23 protein-coding genes are annotated in these 25,293 nt (G+C 67.5%); 11 read left to right on the top strand and 12 right to left on the bottom strand.

Annotated features, from left to right (window positions below):
* Positions 1 to 3 precede the first annotated feature (3 nt).
* From ACAG24_RS19495 to ACAG24_RS19480, 4 genes are all read right to left on the bottom strand, one after another.
* Complete coding sequence (locus ACAG24_RS19495; protein WP_370474930.1) at positions 4 to 1,623, bottom strand: ABC transporter permease; 1,620 nt, start codon at positions 1,621 to 1,623, stop codon at positions 4 to 6.
* The gene (locus ACAG24_RS19490) at positions 1,620 to 2,522 is read right to left on the bottom strand and encodes an ABC transporter ATP-binding protein (protein ID WP_370474929.1); all 903 of its coding nucleotides are present in this window, start codon (positions 2,520 to 2,522) and stop codon (positions 1,620 to 1,622) included. Before ACAG24_RS19490 ends, ACAG24_RS19495 begins: the two co-directional genes overlap by 4 nt.
* Complete coding sequence (locus ACAG24_RS19485; RefSeq protein WP_370474928.1) at positions 2,515 to 3,174, bottom strand: TetR/AcrR family transcriptional regulator; 660 nt, start codon at positions 3,172 to 3,174, stop codon at positions 2,515 to 2,517. The genes ACAG24_RS19490 and ACAG24_RS19485 overlap by 8 nt, the downstream gene beginning before the upstream one ends.
* 217 nt (positions 3,175 to 3,391) lie before the next feature.
* A complete protein-coding gene (locus tag ACAG24_RS19480; RefSeq protein WP_370474927.1) occupies positions 3,392 to 4,072 on the bottom strand; it encodes an O-methyltransferase in 681 nt (226 codons plus the stop codon).
* 167 nt (positions 4,073 to 4,239) lie between these two features.
* On the opposite strand from ACAG24_RS19480, the gene sigE reads away from it, so the two are divergent.
* From sigE to tatB, 4 genes are all read left to right on the top strand, one after another.
* The gene (gene sigE, locus ACAG24_RS19475) at positions 4,240 to 5,055 is read left to right on the top strand and encodes an RNA polymerase sigma factor SigE (protein WP_370474926.1); all 816 of its coding nucleotides are present in this window, start codon (positions 4,240 to 4,242) and stop codon (positions 5,053 to 5,055) included.
* Between the two features lie 96 nt (positions 5,056 to 5,151).
* Positions 5,152 to 5,547 (top strand): anti-sigma E factor RseA, encoded by a 396-nt coding sequence (gene rseA / locus ACAG24_RS19470; RefSeq protein ID WP_370474925.1) that lies wholly within the window; start codon positions 5,152 to 5,154, stop codon positions 5,545 to 5,547.
* A gap of 94 nt (positions 5,548 to 5,641) precedes the next feature.
* The gene (gene htrA / locus ACAG24_RS19465; RefSeq protein WP_370474924.1) at positions 5,642 to 7,135 is read left to right on the top strand and encodes a serine protease HtrA; all 1,494 of its coding nucleotides are present in this window, start codon (positions 5,642 to 5,644) and stop codon (positions 7,133 to 7,135) included.
* 2 nt (positions 7,136 to 7,137) lie between these two features.
* The gene (tatB, locus tag ACAG24_RS19460) at positions 7,138 to 7,554 is read left to right on the top strand and encodes a Sec-independent protein translocase protein TatB (protein WP_370474923.1); all 417 of its coding nucleotides are present in this window, start codon (positions 7,138 to 7,140) and stop codon (positions 7,552 to 7,554) included.
* Here tatB and ACAG24_RS19455 read toward each other — a convergent pair.
* The 4 genes from ACAG24_RS19455 to ACAG24_RS19440 form a co-directional block, all read right to left on the bottom strand.
* Positions 7,551 to 8,678: an Mrp/NBP35 family ATP-binding protein gene (locus tag ACAG24_RS19455; RefSeq protein WP_370474922.1), complete on the bottom strand. Its 1,128-nt coding sequence runs from the start codon at positions 8,676 to 8,678 to the stop codon at positions 7,551 to 7,553. The genes tatB and ACAG24_RS19455 overlap by 4 nt on opposite strands.
* Positions 8,679 to 8,730: 52 nt before the next feature.
* Positions 8,731 to 10,110 (bottom strand): lytic transglycosylase domain-containing protein, encoded by a 1,380-nt coding sequence (locus ACAG24_RS19450; protein WP_370474921.1) that lies wholly within the window; start codon positions 10,108 to 10,110, stop codon positions 8,731 to 8,733.
* A gap of 87 nt (positions 10,111 to 10,197) precedes the next feature.
* The gene (locus tag ACAG24_RS19445; RefSeq protein ID WP_370474920.1) at positions 10,198 to 10,731 is read right to left on the bottom strand and encodes a DUF1003 domain-containing protein; all 534 of its coding nucleotides are present in this window, start codon (positions 10,729 to 10,731) and stop codon (positions 10,198 to 10,200) included.
* Positions 10,728 to 12,026, bottom strand: coding sequence for a magnesium transporter MgtE N-terminal domain-containing protein (locus tag ACAG24_RS19440; protein ID WP_370474919.1), 1,299 nt, complete (start codon positions 12,024 to 12,026; stop codon positions 10,728 to 10,730). Before ACAG24_RS19440 ends, ACAG24_RS19445 begins: the two co-directional genes overlap by 4 nt.
* Positions 12,027 to 12,064: 38 nt before the next feature.
* Here ACAG24_RS19440 and ACAG24_RS19435 point away from each other — a divergent pair, with 38 nt between their 5' ends.
* Positions 12,065 to 13,027, top strand: a complete 963-nt coding sequence (locus ACAG24_RS19435) for an HpcH/HpaI aldolase/citrate lyase family protein (RefSeq protein ID WP_370474918.1) — start codon at positions 12,065 to 12,067, stop codon at positions 13,025 to 13,027.
* On the opposite strand, the gene ACAG24_RS19430 is transcribed toward ACAG24_RS19435, so the two are convergent.
* Positions 13,024 to 13,758, bottom strand: a complete 735-nt coding sequence (locus tag ACAG24_RS19430) for a DUF4190 domain-containing protein (protein WP_370474917.1) — start codon at positions 13,756 to 13,758, stop codon at positions 13,024 to 13,026. The two genes, ACAG24_RS19435 and ACAG24_RS19430, sit on opposite strands and share 4 nt — an antisense overlap.
* 124 nt (positions 13,759 to 13,882) lie before the next feature.
* Between ACAG24_RS19430 and ACAG24_RS19425 the strand changes: the two genes are divergently transcribed.
* The 3 genes from ACAG24_RS19425 to ACAG24_RS19415 all read left to right on the top strand — a co-directional run bounded on the left by ACAG24_RS19425 (position 13,883) and on the right by ACAG24_RS19415 (position 16,264).
* A complete protein-coding gene (locus ACAG24_RS19425) occupies positions 13,883 to 14,413 on the top strand; it encodes a YflT domain-containing protein (RefSeq protein WP_370474916.1) in 531 nt (176 codons plus the stop codon).
* Between the two features lie 85 nt (positions 14,414 to 14,498).
* Complete coding sequence (locus ACAG24_RS19420; RefSeq protein WP_370474915.1) at positions 14,499 to 15,674, top strand: ABC transporter ATP-binding protein; 1,176 nt, start codon at positions 14,499 to 14,501, stop codon at positions 15,672 to 15,674.
* Entirely contained in the window at positions 15,671 to 16,264 is a 594-nt protein-coding gene (locus ACAG24_RS19415) for a suppressor of fused domain protein (protein WP_370474914.1), read from the top strand. The genes ACAG24_RS19420 and ACAG24_RS19415 overlap by 4 nt, the downstream gene beginning before the upstream one ends.
* A gap of 83 nt (positions 16,265 to 16,347) precedes the next feature.
* On the opposite strand, the gene corA is transcribed toward ACAG24_RS19415, so the two are convergent.
* Positions 16,348 to 17,466: a magnesium/cobalt transporter CorA gene (gene corA / locus ACAG24_RS19410; protein WP_370474913.1), complete on the bottom strand. Its 1,119-nt coding sequence runs from the start codon at positions 17,464 to 17,466 to the stop codon at positions 16,348 to 16,350.
* 146 nt (positions 17,467 to 17,612) lie between these two features.
* Here corA and ACAG24_RS19405 point away from each other — a divergent pair, with 146 nt between their 5' ends.
* A complete protein-coding gene (locus ACAG24_RS19405) occupies positions 17,613 to 18,782 on the top strand; it encodes an NAD(P)-dependent malic enzyme (RefSeq protein ID WP_370474912.1) in 1,170 nt (389 codons plus the stop codon).
* A gap of 5 nt (positions 18,783 to 18,787) precedes the next feature.
* Positions 18,788 to 19,639: a glycine betaine ABC transporter substrate-binding protein gene (locus tag ACAG24_RS19400; RefSeq protein ID WP_370474992.1), complete on the top strand. Its 852-nt coding sequence runs from the start codon at positions 18,788 to 18,790 to the stop codon at positions 19,637 to 19,639.
* 95 nt (positions 19,640 to 19,734) lie between these two features.
* On the opposite strand, the gene ACAG24_RS19395 is transcribed toward ACAG24_RS19400, so the two are convergent.
* On the bottom strand, positions 19,735 to 20,565 hold the full coding sequence (locus tag ACAG24_RS19395; RefSeq protein WP_370474911.1) for an SDR family NAD(P)-dependent oxidoreductase: 831 nt from the start codon (positions 20,563 to 20,565) through the stop codon (positions 19,735 to 19,737).
* A gap of 297 nt (positions 20,566 to 20,862) precedes the next feature.
* Here ACAG24_RS19395 and ACAG24_RS19390 point away from each other — a divergent pair, with 297 nt between their 5' ends.
* Positions 20,863 to 21,216, top strand: a complete 354-nt coding sequence (locus tag ACAG24_RS19390; RefSeq protein ID WP_370474910.1) for a DUF732 domain-containing protein — start codon at positions 20,863 to 20,865, stop codon at positions 21,214 to 21,216.
* A 91-nt stretch (positions 21,217 to 21,307) separates the two neighbouring features.
* Here the strand turns inward: ACAG24_RS19390 and ACAG24_RS19385 are convergent, their stop codons facing one another.
* Positions 21,308 to 25,069, bottom strand: a complete 3,762-nt coding sequence (locus ACAG24_RS19385; protein ID WP_370474991.1) for a multifunctional oxoglutarate decarboxylase/oxoglutarate dehydrogenase thiamine pyrophosphate-binding subunit/dihydrolipoyllysine-residue succinyltransferase subunit — start codon at positions 25,067 to 25,069, stop codon at positions 21,308 to 21,310.
* Between the last annotated feature and the right edge of the window lie 224 nt (positions 25,070 to 25,293).

Genomic DNA, 25,293 nt, shown 5'->3' with positions numbered 1-25,293 from the left:
CTCCTACACCGCGTCTCGCCGCTGGTAGAACAGTCCGGCGACCACCGTCAAACCCGTTGCGATCACAGCCATGACGATCAACGTAGGGACGGACACGTCGACGGGCACCGTCGTGCGGCCCACCGGCGACAGGTCGATCAGCCACCGGGGCAGGCGCAGTAGCGCGCCCAGGTACAGCGACAGCACGACGAAAGCGACTGCCAGCCAACCGATCCAGGTCTGCCGCAGTGCGACGGCGAGAGCGGCCACCCCGGCCAGCACGGAAAGCGCCGGGATGAACGCCAAGGCGGCCACCGTCAGCTTCAGCACGGTGCCCGCGTCACCGACCGTGACGCCGGCGCCGAGGCCGTTGCCGAGGCCGGCGAAGAACATCAGCACCGCGGCCCCGAGGATCGCCGACACGAGGGCGGTCGTCAGCCAGCGCCGACGCGACACCGCACCCGCCAACACCACCTCACCGAGTCCGGACTGCTCGTCGGCATCGACCCGAAGCACCGCCGAGACCACGTAGGCACCCGCCGCTGCGGCCAGGAATTGCGTCATCGTCGTGTAGACGCCGTCCGTCCCCTGCGTCGAGACGACGCGGGCGATGAGCTCGTTGCTCTCCGCTCCTTCGAGCAGCGACTTCGTCATCGACCCGAATGCCAACCCGGCGACGAACAGACCGGTCGACCAGCCGATGGTCTGACCTCGCTGCAGGGTCAGGTGTAAGCCGAGTACCCCGCGCACGGGCCGCGCGCCGGGCCGCTCGCCCCGCGAGGCGACGGTGCCGTCGTCGTACTGGCGTCGCGCGTCCAAAGCGCCTGCCACCGCGACCAGCCCCGCGGTCAGCGCGACGAGAAGGGCCAACGGCCACCAGCGAAGGTCGACGAACGCCCGCATCTGTTGTGCCCAGGCGATCGGGGAGAACCAGCTCAGTGCGCTGCCGGAGTTGTCGATCACGTCGCCGATGCCGCGAATGAGCGCCGCGACGGCCAGGGTCGCCATCGCAGCCCCCGTGGCGGCGCGCGCGACGCGCCACATCTGTGCTGTCACCGCGGCGACGGCACCGAACACCATGGCCACCGCCGTGACGCCGAGACACATCGCCGCCGTGTCGGCGGGTTCGAAACCGGCGGCGACCATCGCCGCCGTCATCGTCGCGGCGAGGACGGCGTTGACGCCGGCCACCACGGTCAGCGCCGCGGTGGTACGTGCATAGCGGCCGACAACCGAGGCGAGGACGAGCTCGGCGGCGCCGCCCTCCTCTTCGGCGCGGGTGTGCCGAATCACCGTGAGAATCGACAGGATCGAGGTGGCGACGATGAGCGTCAGCATCATCTCGTTGGCGATCATGGCGCCGAGTTCGGTCTCATTGCCGCCGAACATGGGGCCGCCCAGCATCATTCCGGCGGGTGTCTTGAGTAGATCCACCCTGGCCTGGCGCTGCGCCTCCTCGGGGTAGGCGAGTGTGATCGCCTGCGGGGCATAGGCCATCATCAGTGTCAGCGCGACAATCCACACGGACAGGCGCACTCGGTCACGCCTGAGGGCGAGCCGGATGAGATGGCCGGTGCCGGTCCACGGCGACGCCGAGGGTGCGGCTGCGTGCCGGTGTTGCGCGGTCACCGTTGCGGTGCTCACCGCTGGGCACCTTGATATTCGCGCAGGAACAAGTCCTCCAATGACGCTGGTGCGACGGTCAATTCGTCGATACCGAGCCCGGTGAGATCGGACATCGCGCGGTCGAGGTGGTCGCGGTCCACCGAGAAATGCCACAGGCCGTCGTCAGCGCGCAGATCGTGGACATACGGCGCGCGTTCCAGGCCGCGACCGTCCCCCCGGGTGCGCGCCGTGACGGTGGTGCGCATCAGGTGGCGCATCTCGGCCAGCGTTCCCGACCGCACCGTGCGTCCGGCGCGGACGATGGTGACGGTGTCGCAGAGCTTCTCGACCTCGGCGAGGATGTGGCTGGACAGCAGCACCGCGGCGCCCTGTTCGGCGACCTCACGCACGCACTGCTGAAATGCCTGCTCCATCAACGGGTCCAGGCCGGAGGTCGGTTCGTCGAGAACGAAGAGCTCGCTGCGACTGCTGAACGCGGCCACGATGGCGACCTTCTGACGGTTGCCCTTGGAGTAGGTACGCGCTTTCTTGTGGGGGTCGAGCTCGAATCGGTCGATCAGCTGGTCGCGACGCTTGTCGTCGACGCCGTCGCCGCGCAGCGCGGTGAGGAAATCGATGGCCTGCATGCCGGTCAGGTTGGGCCAGAGGGTGACATCGCCTGGTACATAGGCGATTCTGCGGTGCAGGGAGACGGCGTCGCGCCACGGGTCCCCGCCGAGCAGGCGGGCGGTGCCGCCGTCGGCGCGCAGCAGGCCCAGCAGGACACGGATCGTCGTGGACTTACCGGCGCCGTTGGGTCCGAGGAACCCTGCCACGTCGCCGGGGGCCACCGTGAGGTCGAGGCCGTCGAGGGCCTTGGTGCGGCCGAACGACTTCTGCAGGCCACTGATCTCGACCGCCAATGTGGGATCACTCATCGTGCCTTCCTTCTGTCGAGGTGAACGGAATGCCCTGATTGCGCTGCGCGAGGAAGGCGTCATACATGGTCGGATCCACCATCAGCCCATGGGTGTAGAGCTCGAGAGCCGGAAGCACCATGTCCTCGCTGTAGTCGCGCAGAACCACGCGCAGGTCGGTGCTGTCATGCAACTGGAGGTAGAGCAGGAAGCCGCCGCCGTTGGCCATGGCCAGGAAGCGGGCCCGGGCTTTCGGATCCGCGCTCGGCTTGACGGTGCCGGCCTCGACACCTTCCTGCATGTACCGCTCGACGTTGTCGATCATGTTGCGCCACAGCTTCTTTGCGAACTCTCCGCCGGTTTGCAGACTGCGCACGAGGTAGGCCATCAGCGGCGCGTACTCCTCGATCTCGGCCATCTGCGCGAGCCACGTCGCGGGATCTGAGGTCTGGATCGACTCGCTCTTGCTCGCGTACACCGTCTCGATGACGTGGTCGTCGCAGGCCTTGCGCAGGCCGTCCTTCGAGCCGAAGTGGTGGATGACCAGCCCAGGGCTCACCCCTGCCGCCGTCGCGATCGTGCGCACGCTCACCGCGAAGCCGTCCCGGCCGAACAATTCGAGGGCGGCATCGCGGATGCGGGCCGCGGCGGTGAGATCGTCGGCTGAACGCATGTTCAGCACATTAAACGCACGTTCAGTCCAGCGTCAAGATCAAGGGAAGGGACTTGCACCGCGAGCGCGCGTGTCTGCTCGGCGACGCGCCGTGTATCGGGTGCACTTGCGCGCGGTGCCGGGCGTCGAGCGCGCGCAGAACGACGGCCTCACCGGCGTGTCGGCGCACAGACGCGCGCGCTCGTGGAGCGACGGAACGGGAGTGGAAAAGTGACAGTCAGTCGCGGGCGGCGGCCAGTAGTCCGTCGCCGAGCGGGATCAGCACCGGCGTCAGGCGCTCGTCCTCGGCGATCAGCCGTGCCGCCTCACGGACCGCGGCCACCTCGTTGTCCTTGGCCGCGGCGTCGCCCGCGCGTCCACCGAGCGCCGCGCGGTGCACGACGATCGCCCCGCCCTCGCGCAGCAGGCGCACACCCTCGAGCACGAACTGTGGCTGATCGGCGGGCTCGGCGTCGATGAACACCAGGTCGTAGGACTCGTCGGCAAGCCTGGTGAGCACTTCCTGGGCGCGGCCGCTGATCAGCCTCGTCCGCCCCGGGCCGACACCGGCCTCGCTGAATGCCTGCTTGGCGATGCGCTGGTGTTCGGGCTCGACGTCAATCGTCGTCAGCACGCCGTCCTCGCGCATGCCGGACAGCAGCCACAGCCCGCTGACCCCGGCCCCGGTGCCGACCTCGACCACCGCCTTCGCGCCGGTGAGTTTGGCCAGCACGCACAGCAGCGCGCCTACGGCCGGCGTCACCGCACCGGCGCCGATGTCGACCGCGCGTTCGCGCGCGGCCGCGACGATGGCGTCCTCGGAGATCGAATGTTCGGCGTGGTGGACGATCGCTTCCGCCTGGCTTGCCCGCGCGGTGGAATCGCCGGAGCCGGCTCCGGGCTCATCGGTGCTGGCCATGCCCGCAGCGTAGAGCCAAGCCCGGTCGCCGTCAGTAGCGACACGCCCGGTGCCCGCAGCCGGGATCACACCCGTTTTCCCTGGTGGAAAAAGGGGTAGCGCTGTTTCTCAGGAAATGTTCAGTTTGCTCATATACCTGCCATACGCGTACAGGAGACGGTGATCGCATGACAGACGGCGCACCCAGCGCACGCATCGGCACCGCGCTCCCGGGGAACAACACCGAGTCAGGTCGCGTTGTGCATTTCGAGCGGTCGCCGTCAATTGACCGCAGCCATCACGACCTGGAGGATCCGACGACCACCTCGAACGGCCCCACGACTGTCAATTCCACTGTGGCATCACCCGTCTCGATGGCCCATCTCGAGCAGTACACCGACGCCGAATGGGTGGAGCCGACCGACGAACTGACCGGCACCGCGGTCTTCGACGCCACGGGCGACATCGCGGCCATGCCCAGCTGGGACGAACTAGTCCGCCAGCACGCCGATCGCGTCTACCGGCTGGCTTACCGCTTGTCGGGCAACCAGCACGACGCCGAGGACCTGACGCAGGAGACGTTCATCCGCGTCTTCCGCTCGGTGCAGAACTACCAGCCGGGCACCTTCGAGGGCTGGTTGCACCGCATCACCACCAACCTCTTCCTGGACATGGTCCGCCGCCGTGGTCGCATCCGCATGGAGGCGCTGCCCGAGGATTACGACCGCGTGCCCGCCGACGAGCCGAACCCCGAGCAGATCTACCACGATTCGCGGCTGGGGCCGGACCTGCAGGCCGCGCTCGATTCGCTGGCGCCCGAATTCCGCGCCGCGGTGGTCCTCTGCGACATCGAAGGTCTGTCCTATGAGGAGATCGGCGCGACTCTCGGCGTCAAGCTCGGCACTGTTCGCAGCCGTATCCACCGCGGTCGGCAGGCGCTGCGTGAGTACCTGGCCAGGCATTCGGATGCGGGCAGTGGTCGCGACGTGGCCAAGTCCGCCTGACGTTCGCGCGATGCGACACGGGTTGCCGCGCTACATTCGACGTAAGGACTTCCGACTGGGCAGGCTGCACGACACCGACTGGAGAGGAGCTTGGTGGTGTTCGATCCCGGACATGCATTCCGCCGAGCGTTCTCCTGGCTCCCGTCGCAGTTTGCTTCGCAAAGCGATGCCCCGGTAGGTCCGCGGCAGTTCGGCTCGACCGAGCACCTCTCTACCGAGGCCATTGCGGCGTTCGCCGACGGTGAGCTGCGCATGACGGCGCACCTACGCGCCGCGCATCACCTGTCGCTGTGTCCCGAGTGCGCCATGGAGGTCGACGCGCAGCGGCAGGCCCGTGAGGCGTTGCGGGACTCGTGTCCGGTAGCCATGCCGAGTTCTTTGCTGGGGCTCCTGTCCCAGATCCCGAACCACACTCCGGTGGACACGCCGGACCCAGCTGAATCCGCGCAGTTGGCTGACGGCACAGAGCGTGCTCGTCGCAAGCGCCGGTAGGGTAGATACGACGCTGACCGTCGACGTGTGTCGGCGATTGCTGGCACCTCGACGCAGTGAGTGACAGCCAGGGTGACGGAAGGGCGATGAACGGGTGACCAATCTGGACGAGACCGGTCGGGAACGTCTTGCGCCGCGGCCGGTGTCGCGGCCTCCTGTGGACCCTGCGGCGCAGCGCGCGTTCGGCAGGCCGACCGGAGTGGACGGCTCCTTCCAAGGTGCCGACAAGTACCGGGACCAGGGCGAGTTCACACCGAAAGATGCGCCCCCCGACCCCGTCCTCGCCGAGGCATTCGGCCGCCCGTACTCCGGGAGCGACTCGCTGCAGCGGCACCCGACCGACGCCGGCGCCCTCGAGGCCGAGCGCGCCGGTGACGTCGACGAACCCGACGACCCGTGGCGCAATCCGGGTGCCCCCGCCGCGCTGGGGACTCCCGCGATCACCCAGACCGCACCCGCGGCCGCCCCGGGCGGCCCCGTCGGCAAGCTCGGTGTGCGTGACGTGCTGTTCGGCGGCAAGGTCTCCGTCGTCGCGCTGGTCATCCTGGGCATCTTCGCCCTGGTCATCGGCGTCGTCGGCGGTGTGGTCGGCCGCAAGACCGCCGAGGTCGTCAACGCGTTCACCACGTCGAAGGTAACGCTGGAGACCAGCAGCGACGGTGGCGAAGAGGCGCAGGGCCAATTCGCCAAAGTTGCTGCTGCTGTGGCTGATTCGGTGGTCACGATCGAAGCGGCCAGTGACACCGAGGGCTCGCAGGGTTCCGGCGTCGTGGTCGACGGCCGCGGCTACATCGTCACCAACAACCACGTGATCTCCGAGGCCGCCACCAACCCCAGCGACTTCAAGATGTCGGTCGTGTTCAACGACGGCAGCGAGGTCCCCGCGAACCTGGTCGGCCGCGATCCCAAGACCGACCTCGCGGTGCTCAAGGTCGACAACGTCGACAACCTCTCCGTCGCGCGGATGGGTGATTCCGAGAAGATCCAGGTGGGTGAGGAAGTGATCGCCGCGGGCGCACCGCTAGGCCTGCGCAGCACGGTCACCCACGGCATCATCAGCGCGCTGCACCGTCCGGTGCCGCTGTCGGGCGACGGTTCTGACACCGACACCGTCATCGACGGTGTCCAGACCGACGCATCCATCAACCACGGCAACTCCGGCGGTCCGCTGATCAACATGAATGCCGAGGTCATCGGCATCAACACCGCGGGCAAGTCGCTGTCCGACAGCGCCAGCGGCCTCGGCTTCGCGATCCCGGTCAACGAGGTCAAGCAGGTCGTCGAGACGCTGATCCAGAACGGCAAGATCGCCCACCCGACGCTGGGCCTGACGGCGCGGTCTGTGAGCAACGACGTGTCCAAGGGCGCGCAGATCGCCGACATCAAGCCGGGCAGCCCCGCCGAGGCGGCGGGTCTGGTCGAGAACGATGTCGTGGTGAAGGTGGGGGACCGCGAGGTCGCCGACGCCGACGAGTTCATCGTCGCGGTGCGCCAGCTCAAGATCGGCCAGCCCGCACCCATCGAGGTGGTACGCGACGGGCGTCCGGTGACGCTGACGGTGACGCCCAACGGCGACGACAGCACGTAACGATGTTCGCCAACGTCGGCTGGGGCGAGATGTTGGTCCTGGTGATCGCCGGGTTGGTGATCCTGGGACCTGAGCGGCTGCCCGGTGCCATCCGCTGGACGGCGGGCGCCGTGCGGCAGGCCCGCGACTACGTGACGGGTGCGACGAGTCAGCTGCGCGAGGATCTCGGCGCAGACTTCGACGATCTGCGGGAGCCTCTGTCTGAGCTGCAGAAGTTGCGCGGCATGACGCCGCGCGCGGCACTGACCAAGCATCTTCTCGACGGTGATGACTCGATTTTCACCGGCAAGTTCGATTCACCGCAGGAGGCGCAGAACGGTCAGAGCGCGCCGGAGAAGCCGCAATCGGGACCCGGTCCGGCTCCCGTCAATCAACCGGAGCCGACGGGATCCACCCCGTTCGACACCGACGCGACCTAACGACCTGCCGGGTCGAGTCCGAGTGACATCCCGGCGAGGCCGCGCTTGCGGCTCGACAGCGCATCGGCGATCTTGCGCAGTTCCTTGCCCGCGGCCGAATCCGGAGCGCTGAGCACCAGCGGGACACCGGAGTCGCCGGCGGCCACCAGTTCGGGGTCGAGCGGAACCTGGCCCAGCAGCGGCACCTCGGCGCCGACGGACCGCGACAGGCTCTCGGCGACATGCTTGCCGCCGCCTTCGCCGAACATCTTGATGACGGGCCCGTCGACCATGTTCTCGACGACTCCGGCGATGCGCTGGCGCGTCTGCAACGCGATCGCACCCGCGCGCTCGGCGACCTCCGCGGCCGCCAGCTGGGGGGTGGTGACGACCAGGATCTCGGCGCCGGGGATCAACTGGGCCACGGAGATCGCGATGTCGCCTGTCCCAGGGGGGAGGTCCAGCAGCAGTACGTCCAAATCGCCCCAGTACACATCGGCGAGAAACTGCTGAAGCGCGCGGTGCAGCATCGGCCCGCGCCACACGACGGGGGTGTTGCCCTGGGTGAACATCGCGATGGAGATCACCCGCACCTCGTGCGAGACGGGCGGCAGGATCATCGAGTCGACCTGTGTCGGGCGGTCGGCGGTGCCCATCATCCTGGGCACGGAGTGGCCGTAGATGTCGGCGTCGAGGAGCCCGACGGACAGGCCCCGAGCGGCCATCGCGGCGGCCAGATTCACGGTGACGCTCGACTTGCCGACCCCGCCCTTTCCGGATGCGACCGCGTACACGCGGGTCAGCGACCCCGGCTGGGCGAACGGGATGACGGGTTCGCGGGAATCGCCGCGCAACTGCTTGCGCAGCTCGGCGCGTTGCTCGTCATTCATCACGTCGAGGGTGACCTTGACCGAGCCGGTACCGGGCACGTCCTGCACCGCACGCGTCACCCGGTCGGAGATCTCGGTCTTCTTGGGGCAGGCCGCGGTGGTCAGGTACACCTCGACGTGGACCGAGGAGTCGGTGTCGACCGTGACGTTCTTGACCATGCCGACTTCGGTGATCGGCCGTCGAAGTTCGGGGTCGATGACCTTGTTCAGCGCAGCGCGGACGGCTGCTTCCAGGTCTGTCGGAGTAGAGGACATCACCCGCGAGTCTAGGCCGCGGTGCCCTCAGGACCCGAATTCAGGAGAGCGTTCAGCCCACGGGGCCCGGTGCTGGGCCGGGAGCAGGACCGGGTGCCGGCCCGGGAGCGGGGGCCGCGGCGGGTACCAGCGGGCCGGGGGCGGGGGGCACCGGACCTGCGGGGGCACCGGGCAACGCCGGTGCCGGTGCCAGGCCGAGAGGACCCGCGGGCGCAGGCGCGGGTGCGGGTGCGGCAGGCAGATCCTGAATGCAGAACACCGCGCACTGGGCCGGCTTCTGGGGCGGCGGCTGAACCCACGGCGGCACCCAGGTCGGCGGTGGGGGCGCGGCTGGCTGCGGCATCGCTTCGGGCATCGGACCCGGCAGCGGGCCCAGGGATTGGCCGGCGGCGAACCCGGGCAGAGGCGCGTTGATCTGACTGGCCACGTCGGTGCGTTCCATCAGCGGGATCAGCGACAGCGGATCGGTGGCGGGCAGGCCCGCAGCGTTGATGGGCAGCCCGGGGCCGAGCCCTGCGCGGCGGTCCAGATGGGTCAGGAGGTCGTCGGTAGTGGTCGCCGCCGACGACAGCTCGGGTACCGAGCCCGTGATCGGCGGGAGGTCCATGGGCACCACGCCGGTCGCGTAGGACGCGGCCCAGCTCAGCACGTTCCGGGCATACGCCATCGAGTTGTTGTAGCGCAGGATCGCGGCCATCACGTCGGCCTGGTTGCGCAGGTTCAACCCGCCGCTGCACAGGTAGCGCGCGGCCGCCAGTGAGGCGTCGTAGACGTTCTGGACGTCGGCCTTACCGTCTCCGTCACCGTCGGATGCGTAGCGCGACCATGTTCCGGGCAGGAACTGCATGGGGCCCATGGCGCGGGCATAGACGACCCGGTCGGCGGTCCGGCTCTCCACGATGACCTCGTTGCCGGCCAGGGTGCCGTCCAGCGTGGGGCCGTAGATCGGGCGCACCGCGTTTCCGCGGGAGTCCGTCGCGCCGCCGTAGGAGTGCATCGACTCGATGCGGCCGATGCCTGCCAGCAGGTTCCAGCTCACGCCGCAGCCGGGGTAGGCCGCCGCCATCATCGTCTCCGCGTTGCGGTAGGCGGCCAGGTTCACCGACGGAATCCGCAGTGTGCCAGGGGCATTCACCACGACCGGCGGCGGGGGAGCAGAGGCGGTGCTGGCGACGGTGCGGAACGGCGCCGGCGCCTTGGTGACCGCGACGACCGAGACGCCGGATTGATCGTCGGGTGCGGGGACGACGGCGGCCAGCGGCATGACTGCGGAATCCCGCGTGGGGACATTCGCACTCGGTGCCGAGGCGCCGACCGCGCCCGCCAGCACGAGAGGCGTCAGAACTGCGGCCACCCCGACGGCCGGCGTGCGGACAAACTGCCCTGCCCGACGTCGCGCTGCTCCGAGGGCAGGTCCTCCCCCTATATGCACTCAACCGTCCTAGCTGTGTGGTCGCCAGTGAACCTCGTCACCATACCCAGTCGATCACCGCGGTGTGACAGCAATCGCGCAGCCGTCTCATCCGGATTTCTTGGACTTGCGCTCACCTGCGTCTTGTTTGCTCGAGCCGGTCGACTGAGCCTGCATGTGTTGGAGCATGTCGCGAATTTCGTCCAATTCGCGGCGCACATAGTCACGGGTGGCGACCTCACCGACCGCGAGCCGCAGCGCGGCGAGTTCGCGGGCAAGGAACTCGGTGTCGGCCTTCGTCTGCTCGGCGCGTCTGCGATCCTCTTCCAGCGCGACTCGGTCGCGGTTCTCCTGCCGGTTCTGTGCGAGCAGGATCAGGGGCGCCGCGTAGGCCGCCTGGGTGGAGAACGCGAGGTTCAGCAGGATGAACGGGTACGGATCCCACTGCCAGGCGAACGCTCCCATGTTGAGCAGCACCCAGATGATGACGACGAGCGTCTGGATCGCCAGATAGCGTCCGGTGCCGAGGAAACGGGCAATCCGCTCGCTGAACTGGCCGACGGCCTCGATGTCGAGGCGCGGACCGAACGAGCGCGAAGTCCGTGGCGTGTCGAGTCGCTGCCGCGCCGACGAGTCGCTCATGTCGTCCTCTCAGCGGACACGATCACCGGTTCGGCTTCGTGTTCGCGCCAGTCGTCGGGCAGCAGGTGGTCGAGGACGTCATCCACCGACACCGCGCCCAGCAGATGGTTCTGCTCGTCGACCACCGGCCCGCACACCAGGTTGTAGGCCGCGAAGTATCGGGTCAGCGAGCCCAGCGAGTCTTCCGGAGCCAGGTTGGGCAGGTCGGTGTCGACGATGCCGCTGACCAGAGATGCGGGCGGTTCGCGCAGCAGCCGCTGCAGGTGCACGCAACCCAGGTAGCGGCCGGTCGGTGTCGCCGTCGGCGGACGCACCACGAACACCAGCGACGCCAGCGCCGGTGTCAGGTCTGGATCACGCACGCGCGCAAGGGCTTCGGCCACAGTCGTGTCGGGTGCGAGGACCACGGGCTCTGAGGTCATCAGGCCACCGGCGGTGTTCGGCGAGTGGCTCAGCAGGCGGCGGACGTCTTCGGAATCCTCGGGATCCATGCGGCGCAGAAACTGTTCGGCGTCGGACGGGGTCATCGTTCCGAGCAGGTCGGCGGCGTCATCGGGATCCATCGCCTCCAGCACGTCGGCGGCCCGGTCGGTCTTGAGTTGGCGCAGCAGGGCGACCTGCTGGTCTTCGGGCAGCTCCTGCAGCACGTCGGCGAGGCGTTCGTCGTCGAGCGCGTTGACGACCTCGTAGCGACGCTTGTCCGGCAGGTCCCGGATGGCGTCGGCGACCTCGACGGCGCGCTGCCCCTGGAACTGCTCGAGCAATTGGGCCACGCCCTGGTCGGGCATCGCCAGACCGGACGGGGTGAGGCCGTTGACGTGCTGCCATTCGGTGGAATACACGTTGCTCCGTCGGCCCAGGCGCCGCTGCGGACGCACCGCGACCCGGGTCACCAGCCAGTCGCGGGTGCGGGTCTGCTGCTCGACGGCCAGGTCGACGACCACGACGTCGAGGCCTGCGAGCATGGGCAGATCGGGGTCGTCGACGCGCACCCGCGTCTCGATGACCTGGCCCAGCACCAGCACCTCGCCGGGGCGCTGCGAGAAGCGGCGCAGTGACACGCTGCCCGTAGACAGCGTGACCGCGCCGGGCTCGATCGCGGTCACGCGCAGGATGGGCACGAAAATCCTTCTGCGGCTGAGCAACTCGATGACGAGACCGAGGACTCGCGGCTGGGCGCGCACCAGGCTGATACCGATGACCACGTCGCGGACGCGTCCGATGGATTCACCGTCGGGACCGAGCACCACCATCCCCGCGAGACGAGCCGCATAGACCCTGTTGACCGACGCCATGGTTGTAAAGGGTAGAAGAGTGTCCGGAGGTGCATGCAATGGAAAACCGGTATCGGCCGCGGCGGACCTGTCTGTCCGTGCCGGGCAGCAGCGAGAAGATGATTCGGAAAGCCAAGTCCCTCGCAGCCGACGAGGTGTTCCTCGATCTTGAAGACGCGGTCGCTCCCGACGCGAAAGCCCAAGCGCGCGTTCAGGTTGCGGCTGCGCTGGCTGAGCCGGGCTGGTCGGGTCAGCTGCGCGGGGTGCGGATCAACGACTGGACCACGCCGTGGACCCACGCCGACATCATCGAAGTCGTCGCCCGGGCGGGCGCGTCGCTGGACATCGTCGTGCTTCCGAAGGTGACCAACGTCTCTCATGTCCTGGCGCTGGATCTGTTGCTCAGCCAGCTGGAGGCGACCCATGATCTGCCGCCGGGCCGCATCGGCATCGAGGCGCAGATCGAGGACGCCAAGGGGCTGACCGACATCGACGCCATCGCCGCGGCGCCGCGGGTGCAGGCACTCGTGCTCGGGCCGGCGGACCTGATGGCCAGCCTGAACATGCGCACGCTGGTGGTGGGGGAGCAGCCGGAAGGCTATGACGTCGGCGACGCCTACCACCATGTGTTGATGAGGATTCTCGTCGCCGCCCGGGCCAACGGCATCGCCGCGATCGACGGACCGTTCCTGAAAGTGCGTGATGTGGCGGCATTCCGGCGTGTCGCGGGTCGGTCCGCCGCACTGGGCTATGACGGCAAGTGGGTGCTGCACCCCGACCAGATCGAGGCGGGCAACGAGATCTTCAGTCCGCGCCAGGAGGATTACGACCACGCCGAGTTGATCCTCGAGGCCTACGAATGGCATACGTCGCGGGAAGGCGGCGCTCGGGGCGCCGTGATGCTCGGGGACGAGATGATCGACGAGGCCAGCCGCAAGATGGCACTGGTCATCGCAGGGAAGGGACGCGCTGCCGGTATGCAGCGCACCGGCGAACGGTTCCAACCGCCCCCGCAGAGCTAGGCGGCGGCGATGAGAAGCGCCAGCACGAAGGCGCCGATCAGGCCGAGTGCGCCGATCACGATGCCTGCGATCGCCATCTCCTTGCCGCCCTGGCCGGTCTTCTTCACCTGGTTGAGGGCGACGATGCCGAGCACGATGGCGACGATCGAGGCGACGGTGCCCGAGAAGCACGCGATGTTCAGCGGTATCGCGAGCAGCGATGCGACCAGCGATCCGATGGCCAGGCCGTTGGAGCCTTGAGCGGCGGGGGCGCCGTATCCGTACTCGGAGCCCGGATAGCCGCCGGGATAGGCGCCGTAGGGCGACGGCGGCGGATAGGACGGACCGTAACCCGGCGTTCCGTAACCAGGCGCGCCGTGACCCGGGGCGCCGTAACCTGGCGCGCCGTAGCCCGGCGACGAGTAGGGCGGGGGCGCACCGGCGTCGGGGTACGGCGGCGGGAATCCCGCAGGCGGCGGCGGATAGGGCGGGTTCGAGAAGTCGCCGGACGGAGGGTAGCCGGAGCCGGGCTGATCGGGAGCCGGCGGCACGTAGCTCGGCGGGGGGTTGTATGCCGGCGGCGGCGTGTAACCCTGCGGCGGGGTGTCGTCCGGTCCCGGCTCAGGGGTGCTCGACGCGCTGTGCGACTGCTCGATCGGGGGTGCCTCGTAGCCGGCCGCCGACGGCTCGGACCCGCCCGCGGAGGAATCGGAAGAGCCGGCCCCGCCTGGTTCGTTGTCCGGACTTGTCATGGTGATCAACCTAGCCTAAGGGCAGGTAAGCCGAGGTGAGCGCGCATCGGGGCACCTTTGGGGTGCGCCGGGCGTTGTCGGAGGACTAGCGTGAAATGCGCGGTATCGAAGGAGTGAGTAGACGATGACCAGCCCGTTCCAGCCAGGACAGAATCCCGGCGCGCCTGCCGCGGGCGGCGCAGCGTCGGGACGCGGTCGCCCGGTAGGTCTTCCGACTCCGCCCAAGGGGTGGCCGATCGGTTCTTATCCGACCTACGCCGAAGCGCAGCGAGCCGTCGACTATCTGTCCGACCAGCAGTTCCCCGTCGAACAGGTCACGATCGTCGGCGTCGACCTCATGCAGGTGGAGCGCGTGACGGGCAGGCTGTCCTGGCCGAAGGTGCTCGGCGGCGGTGTGCTGACCGGCGCGTGGCTGGGTCTGTTCATCGGCCTCATCCTTGGCTTCTTCAGCCCCAACCCGTGGAGCGCGCTCATCACCGGCCTGATCGCCGGTGTGTTCTTCGGGTTGATCACCTCCGCGATCCCCTACGCGATGGCGCGCGGCACAAGGGATTTCAGTTCCACGATGCAGCTGGTCGCCGGCCGCTACGACGTCCTGTGTGATCCGCAGAGCGCCGAGAAGGGCCGGGATCTGCTGGGGCGCTTGGCCATCTAGGCCGGCAGCGATGTTGCGCATCGTGCGCCTTTGGCCCTAGTTTTGCCCCGCGGGACCCTACGCCCGTGCGGTGAAAGGGAGCTCGATGGCTGAGATCGTTCTGGACCGGGTGACCAAGAGTTACCCCGACGGTACGGCGGCGGTGGAGAACGTGACGATCACGATCGCCGACGGCGAGTTCGTCATTCTGGTCGGCCCTTCCGGTTGCGGCAAATCCACGACGCTGAACATGATCGCCGGGCTGGAGGAGATCTCGTCCGGCGAGGTGCGCATCGACGGCGAGCGGGTCAACGAGCGCTCGCCAAAACAGCGTGACATCGCCATGGTGTTCCAGTCCTATGCGCTCTACCCCCACATGACGGTGCGCCAGAACATCGCGTTCCCGTTGACGTTGGCCAAGGTTGCCAAGGAGGAGATCGCTCACAAGGTGGAGCAGACCGCGAAAAGCCTTGACTTGACCGATCTTCTGGACCGACAGCCCAACCAGCTCTCGGGTGGTCAGCGGCAGCGGGTGGCGATGGGACGCGCGATCGTGCGAAACCCGAAGGCGTTCCTGATGGATGAGCCGCTGTCGAATCTCGATGCCAAGCTGCGGGTCCAGATGCGCACCGAGATCGCGCGGCTGCACAAGCGTCTGGGTACCACCACCGTCTACGTCACGCACGATCAGACGGAGGCGATGACGCTGGGCGACCGGATCATGGTCATGCATGCGGGTTCGGTCCAGCAGATCGGCACCCCTGACGAGCTGTACAGGACACCGGTCAATCTGTTCGTCGCAGGATTCATCGGTTCTCCGGCGATGAACTTCTTTCCGGCTGCGCTGACCGAGATCGGGGTGCGGCTGCCGTTCGGCGAGATCCCGCTCACCGGAGCGATATACGACCGGCTCAGGGACCGTCGCTCGGCGGGCGACCTGATCGCGGGTGTCCGCCCGGAACACCTCGCCGACGCCGCGGTGATCGACGCCTACGCGCGGATCAGTGCGTTGGTCTTCGACGTCACCGTGGAGATGGTGGAGTCCCTCGGCGCCGACAAATACGTGTATTTCGGGGTCGACGGGCCCAGCGCGCAGGCTACGCAACTCGCCGAGGTCGCCGCGGAATCTGGGCTCGGCGCCGGCGAATTCGTTGCGCGGGTGCCGGTGCAGTCGACCGCCGCGGTCGGGCGGACGCTGCAGCTCGCACTGAATCCCGACGACGTGGTGATCTTCGATCCGCGCACTGGCGCGAATCTCTCGCTCCCGGGGGCTGGCAGGTGAGCGAGGTGACCGACCGGGTCCGGGCCCGTCTGCGCGAGCATTTCGCGCGCAACGGCGTCACCGCCGATCCAGATGAGGCGAGCGTCACCTTCCTCGGAACCGACCGCATCGGCGTCTTGCGCTTCGCGGGACCCGGAGACGGTGCGGTGCACTACGTTTCGCTTGGCTGTTCCCAGCACCCGATGGTCGACCCGGCGGAGATGGTCGCCGACCCCGTCGCCGGTCCCCGAGCTGAGATCGTGGTGGCATTGCGCGGGCCGTCGCCTGCAGGCCTGTCACGGTCGGTGGCCGTGGTGGCGGCGGCCCCGGCGGTCGAGGGGTTGATCCTTGCGCCCGATGCACTGGTCGACTTGGAGACGCCGCTGTGGGAGGGTGCGCCGTTCACGGCATTTCTGTTGGGGCGCAGCGATATCGACGACGTGGAGCTGCCGGAGCCGCTGTCGCCGGTCGTGGTGTTGTCGGCGGTGCCGATCACAGCGACGGAGGCTGCGTGGGTGCGGCTCAAAGGCGCCGACGCGATGAGGCAGGCGTGGGTGCAGGACGGGGTCGACCCAACCGATCCACGGCGGCGGGCCGCCAATCCGACCTGAGCGGCGGGCCGCCAATCCGACCTGAGCGGCGGGCCGCCAATCCGACCTGAGCGGCGGGCCGCCAATCCGGCCTGAGCGGCGGATCACAGCCAGTTGTTGCGGCGGAAGTTCCGGTAGAGCAGGGTGCATACCGCGGCCATGACGAACAGCACCAGTGGATAGCCGAAGGTCCAATGCAATTCGGGCATGTGATCGAAGTTCATACCGTAGATGCCTGCCAGCGCGGTGGGCACGGCGGCGATCGCGACCCACGCCGAGATCTTGCGCATGTCGACGTTCTGCTGCATCGCGACCTTGCCGAGTGCGGCCTGCACCAGGGAGCTGAGCAGTTCGTCGTAGCTGGCGATGCGCTCGGAGACCTTCTTGGCGTGGTCGAGAACATCGCGCATGTAGCGGCGGATCTCGACATTGATGAGGTCATCGTGTTCAGAACCCAGGCGAAGCAGATCGGGCACCAACGGGCTGACGGCACGCCGCAGTTCGACGACCTCGCGCTTGAGTAGATAGATGCATTCGATGTTGGTCTGTGCCAGGGGGGAGAAGATGTCCTCTTCCATTGCATCGATGTCGTGCTCGATGAGATCGGTGACGTCCAGATAGGAGTCGACGACGTGGTCGGCGATCGCGTGCATCACCGAGTACGGCCCCAGGCTGAGCGCCTCGGGTGTCTCTTCGAGGTGCTTGCGCACGCCGGCGAGTCCGCCATGCTCTCCGTGGCGGACCGTCACCACGAAATCGCTGCCGACGAAGATCATCACCTCGCCCGTCTCGACGATCTGACGTGCGTTGTTCATCGATTCGTGGGGGACGTAGGTCACCGTCTTGAGCACGAGGAACAGGGTTTTGTCGTAGCGCTCGATCTTGGGCCGCTGGTGTGCGTGCACGGCGTCCTCGACGGCGAGGGGGTGCAGGCAGAAAACGTCGGCGACGGCCTGCATCTGGTGTTCGTCGGGTTCGTGCAAACCGATCCAGACGAAAGCGCTCCTGCCCTCGGCTTCGATCTCGCGCGCCTTGTTCAACGCCGCGGCATGGGTGTATTTGCCAGGTAGTCGGGTGCCATCGCAGTACACACCGCAGTCGACGACCGACTGGGAGACCGGCACGTGAATCCGGCTCGCGTCGGGACCTTCGACGTGGCCGAGCCCCCGGGCCCGTGATGCTTGTTTGACCAAAGACGGTGGTAGAGCGCGAAACGAAGCCACGGGTCGACCTCCCCTCATTAGGGTGTACGCCCAGCCCACATCTGTTCGAGCGCCCCGGAGAATCGTACGCGCCGCGTAGGCGCTGTTCTCCTCACCGAGGGGGAACCCATTCCTGTGAGTTCGTGAGGTCGGTTACCCTGACGCCCGTGGCTGAACTGACACGCACACCGCAGGTTGTCATCGAGGACAACGAGATTTTCGAGGCTCACGAGGGCGGCAAGCTCTCGGTCGAGCTGAAATCGCCTCTGGACACGCAGCGGGCGCTGTCCATCGCGTACACCCCGGGGGTTGCGCAGGTCAGCCGTGCCATCGCATCGGACAAGACACTGGCCAAGAAGTACACGTGGGCCAACCGGCTGGTGGCGGTCGTCAGTGACGGTAGCGCCGTGCTGGGCCTCGGGGACATCGGCGCCTCCGCGTCGCTGCCGGTGATGGAGGGCAAGAGCGCGCTGTTCAAGACGTTCGGCGGCCTGGACTCCATCCCGCTCGTGCTCGACACGAAGGATCCCGATGAGATCGTCGAGACGCTCGTTCGCTTGCGCCCGTCGTTCGGTGCGGTGAATCTCGAAGACATTTCCGCACCCCGGTGTTTCGAGATCGAGCGCCGCGTCATCGAGGCACTCGACTGCCCGGTCATGCACGACGACCAGCACGGCACGGCGATCGTCGTCCTCGCTGCGCTCCACGGTGCCGCCAAAGTTCTCGACCGTGACATGCACGAGCTGCGAGTGGTCATCTCGGGCGCTGGGGCCGCCGGTGTGGCCTGCGCGAACATCCTTCTTGCCAAGGGTATTTCGGACATCACCGTGCTGGACTCGAAGGGCATCATCCACTCCAGCCGCGGCGACCTGAATCCGTTCAAAGCCGAACTCGCCGCCCGCACCAATCCGGCCGGCCGCACCGGCGGTCTCGCCGAGGCGCTCGACGGCGCCGACATGTTTCTCGGGCTGTCCGCGGGTGTGGTGCCCGAGGAGATCATCGCGACGATGGCGCCGAACGGGATCGTGTTCGCACTCTCGAACCCGGATCCCGAGATCCACCCCGATGCGGCGCGTAAGTACGCGTCCGTCGTCGCCACGGGCCGCAGCGACTTCCCGAACCAGATCAACAATGTGCTGGCGTTCCCCGGTGTGTTCCGCGGCGCGCTCGACGCGGGTGCGCGACGCATCACCGAAAAGATGAAAGTAGCTGCGGCAGAGGCAATTTTCTCCGTAGTGGGTGACGACCTCGCGGTCGACCACATCGTTCCGAGCGCACTGGATCCCCGGGTGGGTCCGGCCGTTGCGGCAGCTGTGGCCGCAGCATCCGAGGACTGAGTCGGCTGAGGCGTCTGCGCAGAGCCGTCGTCCTGGCCGTCGCGGCTCTCGTCGCGGCAGGTTGTGGCGGGCACGCTGCGGCGCCGCCGTCGATCCCGATCGGCGCGCCTGCCGATCCCGAATCCCAACTCGTCGCACAGCTGTATGCGTCGGCGTTGCGCTTCTACGGCAACCCGGCTCACGTGGTGGCGACCGATGATCCGCTCGGCGGATTGGACGCCGGTGACGTCCGCGTGGCACCGGGTTTTACCGGTGAGCTCCTGATGCGGTTGGCGCCCGAGTCGGCGGCTCGTGCGGACGTGCAGGTGTACCGAACCCTGTTGTCCGCGTTGCCCGAAGGCATTGCCGCGGGTGATTACACGACGTCGGCTGAGGACAAGCCCGCAGTGGCTGTGCCGGAGCGGACCGTCGAGGCGTGGGGCGGCAGCGACGTGTCGGCGGTGGCTCGCCGCTGCGGCGACATCGCGATCGGCGCGGTGGCCTCCGCGCCGCGGCCCGCTTCGTTGGCGACCTGCGAGCTGCCCGAGCCGCGCGAATTCCCGGACGACGACGCGATGTTCGAGGCGCTGCGGGTGGGCCGGATCGACGCGGCGTGGACGACGACCGCGGCGCCCGATGTGCCGCCGGAGGCGGTGGTGCTCTCGGACAAGACGTCGTTGATCCGTGCCGAGAATCTCGTGCCGCTGTACCGCCGCAACGAGCTGACCGAGTCGCAGGTGCTCGCACTCAACGAGATCGCCGGCGTGCTGGACACGGGATCGCTGTCCGATATGCGCAGGCAGGTGGCCGAGGGCACCGACCCGGGACTGGTGGCCGGCCGGTGGCTCGAGGAACATCCGCTCGGCGTCGGCAACTGAGCGCACGAAGACCCGCACCGCGCGCACGAAGACCCGCACAGCGGCGCGCCGCGATTGCCGGCAGTTGACGCGCGCTCGCCGCGGGCCCGGCGCGCTTACTTCGCCGGCGGTGTCAAGCGCGCGACCACCTTGGGGAACACGCTCTGGTAGTTCGCGCCGAGCGCCCGGATGGCGATCTCGAACATCTTGGCGTCGTTGCCGATCAGGATGCGGGCCTTGTTCTTGCGCACTCCGTCGAGGATGACCTTCGCGGCCTTCTCCGGTGTGGTGCTGGCCAGCTTCTTGTCGAAGGTCTTGGCGAGTTCTTCGGGGTCGAGACCCTCGGCGGCGGTGGCGTTGCGTGCGATCGCGGTCTTGATGCCGCCGGGATGCACGCAGGAGACCTTCACGGGATGCCCGGCCAGCGCCATTTCCTGCCGCAGGGCCTCGGTGAAACCGCGCACGGCGAACTTGGCCGAATTGTAGGCGGCCTGACCGGGAACGGAGAACAGCCCGAAGACGCTGGAGACGTTGACGACGTGACCGTCGCCGGACGCGATGAGGTGGGGGAGGAACGCCTTGGTGCCGTTGACGACGCCCCAGTAATCGACGTCCATCACCCGTTCCATGTCCTTGAACTGGCTGATCTCGATGTCGCCGGTGAACGCGATGCCCGCATTGTTGTAGATCTGGTTGACCTTGCCGAAGTGTTCGGCGACGGCGTCGGCGTACTGCAGGAAGGTTTCGCGCTCGGTCACGTTGAGCCGGTCCGACTTGACCTTGGCGCCAATGGCTTTCAGGCGCTCCTCGGTGACGGCGAGACCTTCGGTGTCGACGTCGCTGATCGCAACGTGGGCTCCGGAGCGTCCGAGCTCGATCGCCAGCGCCTGGCCGATGCCTGAACCGGCGCCGGTCACGACGGCAACTTTTCCGGCGAAGCCCTGCATGTGCACTCCTCGGTTGTTCTACGCGTGTTGAGTGAGTGGGAGCCTACCCGGTACTCGCGGTCCCGAATATGTCCGGGGTCACACACACGAAAGTGGCCGGTGAGCACGTCAGCGCTCACCGGTCTCCTCGGGCGAGCCGCCTATTCGGTGGGGCTGTCGGCGCCGTTGTTGCCGTCGTTCCCGGCTTTGCCCTGGTCACCTTGGGCGCCGGCCTTGCGATCTGGCGGCGGCAGGCTTTGCAGGTACTGCTGGACTCAGCCGAGTAATGCCGACCACTCAGCCGACGACATTCAAGGCATGATGTTGAAGTACCCCGCGGTCGCCGCGCTCGTCGCCTCGGCCGCCGTCGCCGCCACGATGTCCGCAGCACCCGCGCAGGCCGACCCGACCGCCGACGCATTCATCTCGACGCTGCAGCATTACCGCCTCGGCGATATCGATCCGGCGACCGCGGTGCGCGTCGGTCAGACCGTCTGCCCGATGCTGTCCGAGCCCGGCCAGAACATGGCGAACGTCGCCGCCGACATCGCCGACGATCTCGGTCGTCCGCTCGGCCCGGCGACGATGTTCACCGGATTGGCGATCTCGATCTTCTGCCCTCGTGCGGTCAATGCGATGACCGACGGGATTCCGTTCTCGTTCTTCCGCTAAACGCCGCTCGCCGGCCGCGACCGCGCGCAAAATGCGCGCGGTACGCGGCGCGTCGGCGTGCAGACACGCGAGCTCGCGGTGCCGGGCGACCCTAGGTGCCGAACGCCTCGTCGATGATCTCCTGCTGCTCGACGGCGTGCACCTTCGACGAACCCGACGACGGCGCCGACATGGCCCGCCGCGAGATGCGCTTGATGCCCGCCAGCTTCTCGGGCAGCACCTCGGGCAGTGTCAGGCCGAACGTCGGCCACGCACCCTGATTGGCCGGCTCCTCCTGCACCCAGAAGAACTGCTCGGCGTTCGGGTACTGATCGAGTGTCTCGTTGAGACGGCGCTTCGGCAGCGGGGCGAGCTGTTCGATCCGCACGATCGCCACGTCCTCGCGCTCGTCCTTCTTCTTGCGCGCCGCCAGCTCGTAGTACAGCTTGCCGCTGGTCAGCAGGATCCTCTTGACCTTGGACCGGTCGCCGGTGCCGTCGGAGTAGGTCGGCTCCTCCAGGATCGAGCGGAACTTCTGCTCGGTGAAGTCGCGGATGTCGCTGACGGCCGCCTTGTTGCGCAGCATCGACTTCGGGGTGGCCACGATCAGTGGCCGGTGGATGCCGTCGAGCCCGTGGCGACGCAACAGATGGAAGTAGTTGGCCGGCGTGGACGGCATCGCGATGGTCATCGAGCCCTCGGCCCACAGCAGCAGGAACCGCTCGATGCGGGCTGACGTGTGGTCGGGGCCCTGGCCTTCGTGTCCGTGCGGCAGCAGCAGCACCACGTCCGAGAGCTGCCCCCACTTGGCCTCACCGGAGCTGATGAACTCGTCGATGATCGACTGCGCGCCGTTGACGAAATCGCCGAACTGCGCCTCCCACAACACCAGTGCGTCCGGGTTGCCGACGGAGTAGCCGTATTCGAAGCCGACGGCAGCGAACTCCGACAGTGCCGAGTCGTAGACCATCAGCTTGCCGCCGGTCGGGTTGCCGTCGGAGTCGACCGTCAGCAGGTCCAGCGGGGTGAACTCCTTGCCGGTCTGCCGGTCGATGATCACCGCGTGACGCTGGGTGAACGTGCCGCGGCGGGTGTCCTGTCCGGAGAACCGGATCGTCTTGCCCTCGGCCAGGAACGTGCCCAGTGCCAGCAGCTCGGCGAAGGCCCAGTCGACCTTGCCCTCGTAGGCCATCTCGCGACGCTTCTCCAGCACCGGCTTCACGCGCGGATGGACGTTGAAGTCGTCACCGAATGCGAGGTGCGCGTCGCCGATGCGCGCCAGCAGCGCCTTGTCCACCGCGGTGTTCATGCCCGCGGGCACCATCTGGTCGGACTCGACCGACGAGCTGGGCTCGATCTCGTGCTTCTCGAGTTCGCGCACCTCGTTGAAGACCCGCTCGAGCTGGCCCTGGTAATCGCGCAGGGCGTCCTCGGCTTCTTTCATCGAGATGTCGCCGCGGCCGATCAGGGCCTCGGTGTAGGTCTTGCGGACACCGCGCTTGGTGTCGATGACGTCGTACATGTACGGCTGGGTCATCGACGGGTCGTCGCCCTCGTTGTGACCGCGCCTGCGGTAGCACAACATGTCGATGACGACGTCCTTCTTGAACTTCTGGCGGAAGTCGACGGCCAGCTTGGCCACCCACACCGCGGCCTCGGGGTCGTCGCCGTTGACGTGGAAGATCGGCGCGCCGATCATCTTGGCCACGTCGGTGCAGTACTCCGAGGAGCGCGAATCGTACGGCGAAGTGGTGAAACCGATCTGGTTGTTGACGATGATGTGGATCGTGCCGCCGGTGCGGTAACCCCGCAGCAGCGCCAGGTTCAGCGTCTCGGCCACCACACCCTGACCGGCGAACGCGGCATCGCCGTGCAGCATCATCGGCACCACGGTGAAACCGTCGGGGCCGTTGCCCTTGTCGAGGATGTCCTGCTTGGCGCGCACCAGACCTTCGAGTACCGGGTCGACGGCCTCGAGGTGGCTGGGGTTGGCGACCAGCGACACCGTGATGTCGTTGTCGCCGAACATCTGCAGGTAGGTGCCGTTGGCGCCGAGGTGGTATTTCACGTCGCCGGAGCCGTGCGCCTGCGACGGGTTCAAGTTGCCCTCGAACTCGGTGAAGATCTGGCTGTACGGCTTGCCGACGATGTTGGCGAGCACGTTGAGACGGCCGCGGTGGGGCATGCCGATGACGACCTCGTCGAGGCCGTGCTCGGCGCACTGGTCGATGCCGGCATCCATCATCGGGATGACGGTCTCGGCGCCCTCCAGCGAGAACCGTTTCTGGCCAACGTATTTGGTCTGCAGGAACGTCTCGAAGGCTTCGGCGGCGTTCAGTTTGCTCAGAATGTACTTCTGCTCGGCGACCGTCGGCTTCTCGTGCTTGACCTCGATGCGCTCCTGCAGCCACTGCTGCTGCTCGGGCTCGAGGATGTGGGTGTACTCCACGCCGATATGGCGGCAGTACGCGTCGCGGAGCAGGCCGAGGATGTCGCGCAGCTTCTTGTAGGTCTGCCCGGCGAAGCCGTTGACCTTGAACTCGCGGTCGAGGTCCCAGAGCGTCAGCCCGTGGGTGTTGATGTCGAGATCGGGATGGCTGCGGAAGCGGGTCTTGTCCAGCCGCAGCGGATCGATGTCGGCCATCAGGTGGCCCCGATTGCGGTATGCCGCGATCAATTCGATGACGCGGGCGTTCTTGTCCTCGATCGAGTCCGGGTTGTCGATGCGCCACCGGACCGGCTCGTACGGGATGCCGAGCTCGCGGAAGATCTCGTCGTAGAACTCGTCGTCGAGCAGCAGGGTGTGGATGGTCCGCAGGAAATCGCCAGACTCCGCACCCTGGATGATGCGGTGGTCGTACGTCGACGTCAGCGTGATCAACTTGCCGACGCCGAGCTCGGCAATGCGTTCCTCGCTGGCGCCCTGGAACTCGGCCGGGTACTCCATGGCGCCGGCACCAATGATCGCGCCCTGGCCCTGCATGAGCCGCGGCACGGAGTGCACGGTGCCGATCGTGCCGGGGTTGGTGAGCGAAATCGTCACGCCGGCAAAGTCTTCGCCCGTCAACTTGCCGTCACGCGCGCGCCGAACGATGTCCTCGTAGGCAGCGATGAACTGGCCGAAACGCATGGTCTCGCAGTTCTTGATGGCCGCGACGACGAGTGCCCGCTTGCCGTCCTTGCCGGGCAGGTCGATCGCGAGACCCAGGTTCGTGTGCGCGGGGGTGACGGCGTTGGGCTTCCCGTCGACCTCGGCGAAATGCCGGTTCATGTTCGGGAACTTCTTGACCGCCTGCACGATCGCGTAGCCGAGCAGGTGGGTAAACGAGATCTTGCCGCCACGCGTGCGCTTGAGGTGGTTGTTGATGACGATGCGGTTGTCGATCATCGCCTTGGCCGGGATGGCCCGCACGCTCGTGGCGGTCGGCACCTCCAGTGAGGCGGACATGTTCTTGGCCACGGCTGCCGCGGCGCCACGCAGGATCTGGTTCTCGTCTTCTGCGGAGCCCCCGGCCGACGGCTTGGCCTTCGGGGCGGGTGCGGCTGACTTCTCTGACTTCTCGGGGGCCTTCTTTTCGGCCTTCGGCTCCGTCTTCGCCGGTGCCTTTTCGGAGGCTTTCTCGGAGGCCTTGGGCGCGGGCTTCTCCGACTTCGCGGACTTCTCCGACTTCTCAGGACTCTCGGACTTCTCCTGCCGGGCAGGGGTGCCGTTGCTGCCGGCCGGCGGCGGGGCGGGCGCCGGCTCGGGCGGCGAGGTGGGCTTTCCGTTCGGACTGCTCGCGGGTTCGTGCGTGGGTTCGGGGGAGTAGTCGACGAGGAATTCGTGCCAGCTCGGGTCAACCGACGACGGATCCTCGCGGAACTTGCGGTACATCTCTTCGACCAACCACTCGTTCTGTCCGAATGGTGAAGGTGAGCTCACGGCTGCTATTCGCCTCAATTCTTCGCTTCGGGCCGACGCCCCGCGGCAGCCGGCCCCTCTTTGTTCAACCCGGTATGCGGTTACCCCGCTGTTTCCGCCGCATCAAGGCTAGCGCTTCTGCTGGGGCCCAGACCACGCAACGTACTTATGGTCATTTCGGTCACACCCCGGCAGTC

It is taken from the genome of Mycobacterium bulgaricum (genome assembly GCF_041287165.2).
Taxonomy (GTDB): domain Bacteria; phylum Actinomycetota; class Actinomycetes; order Mycobacteriales; family Mycobacteriaceae; genus Mycobacterium; species Mycobacterium bulgaricum.
This window is presented reverse-complemented; position numbering and strand designations above follow the sequence as displayed.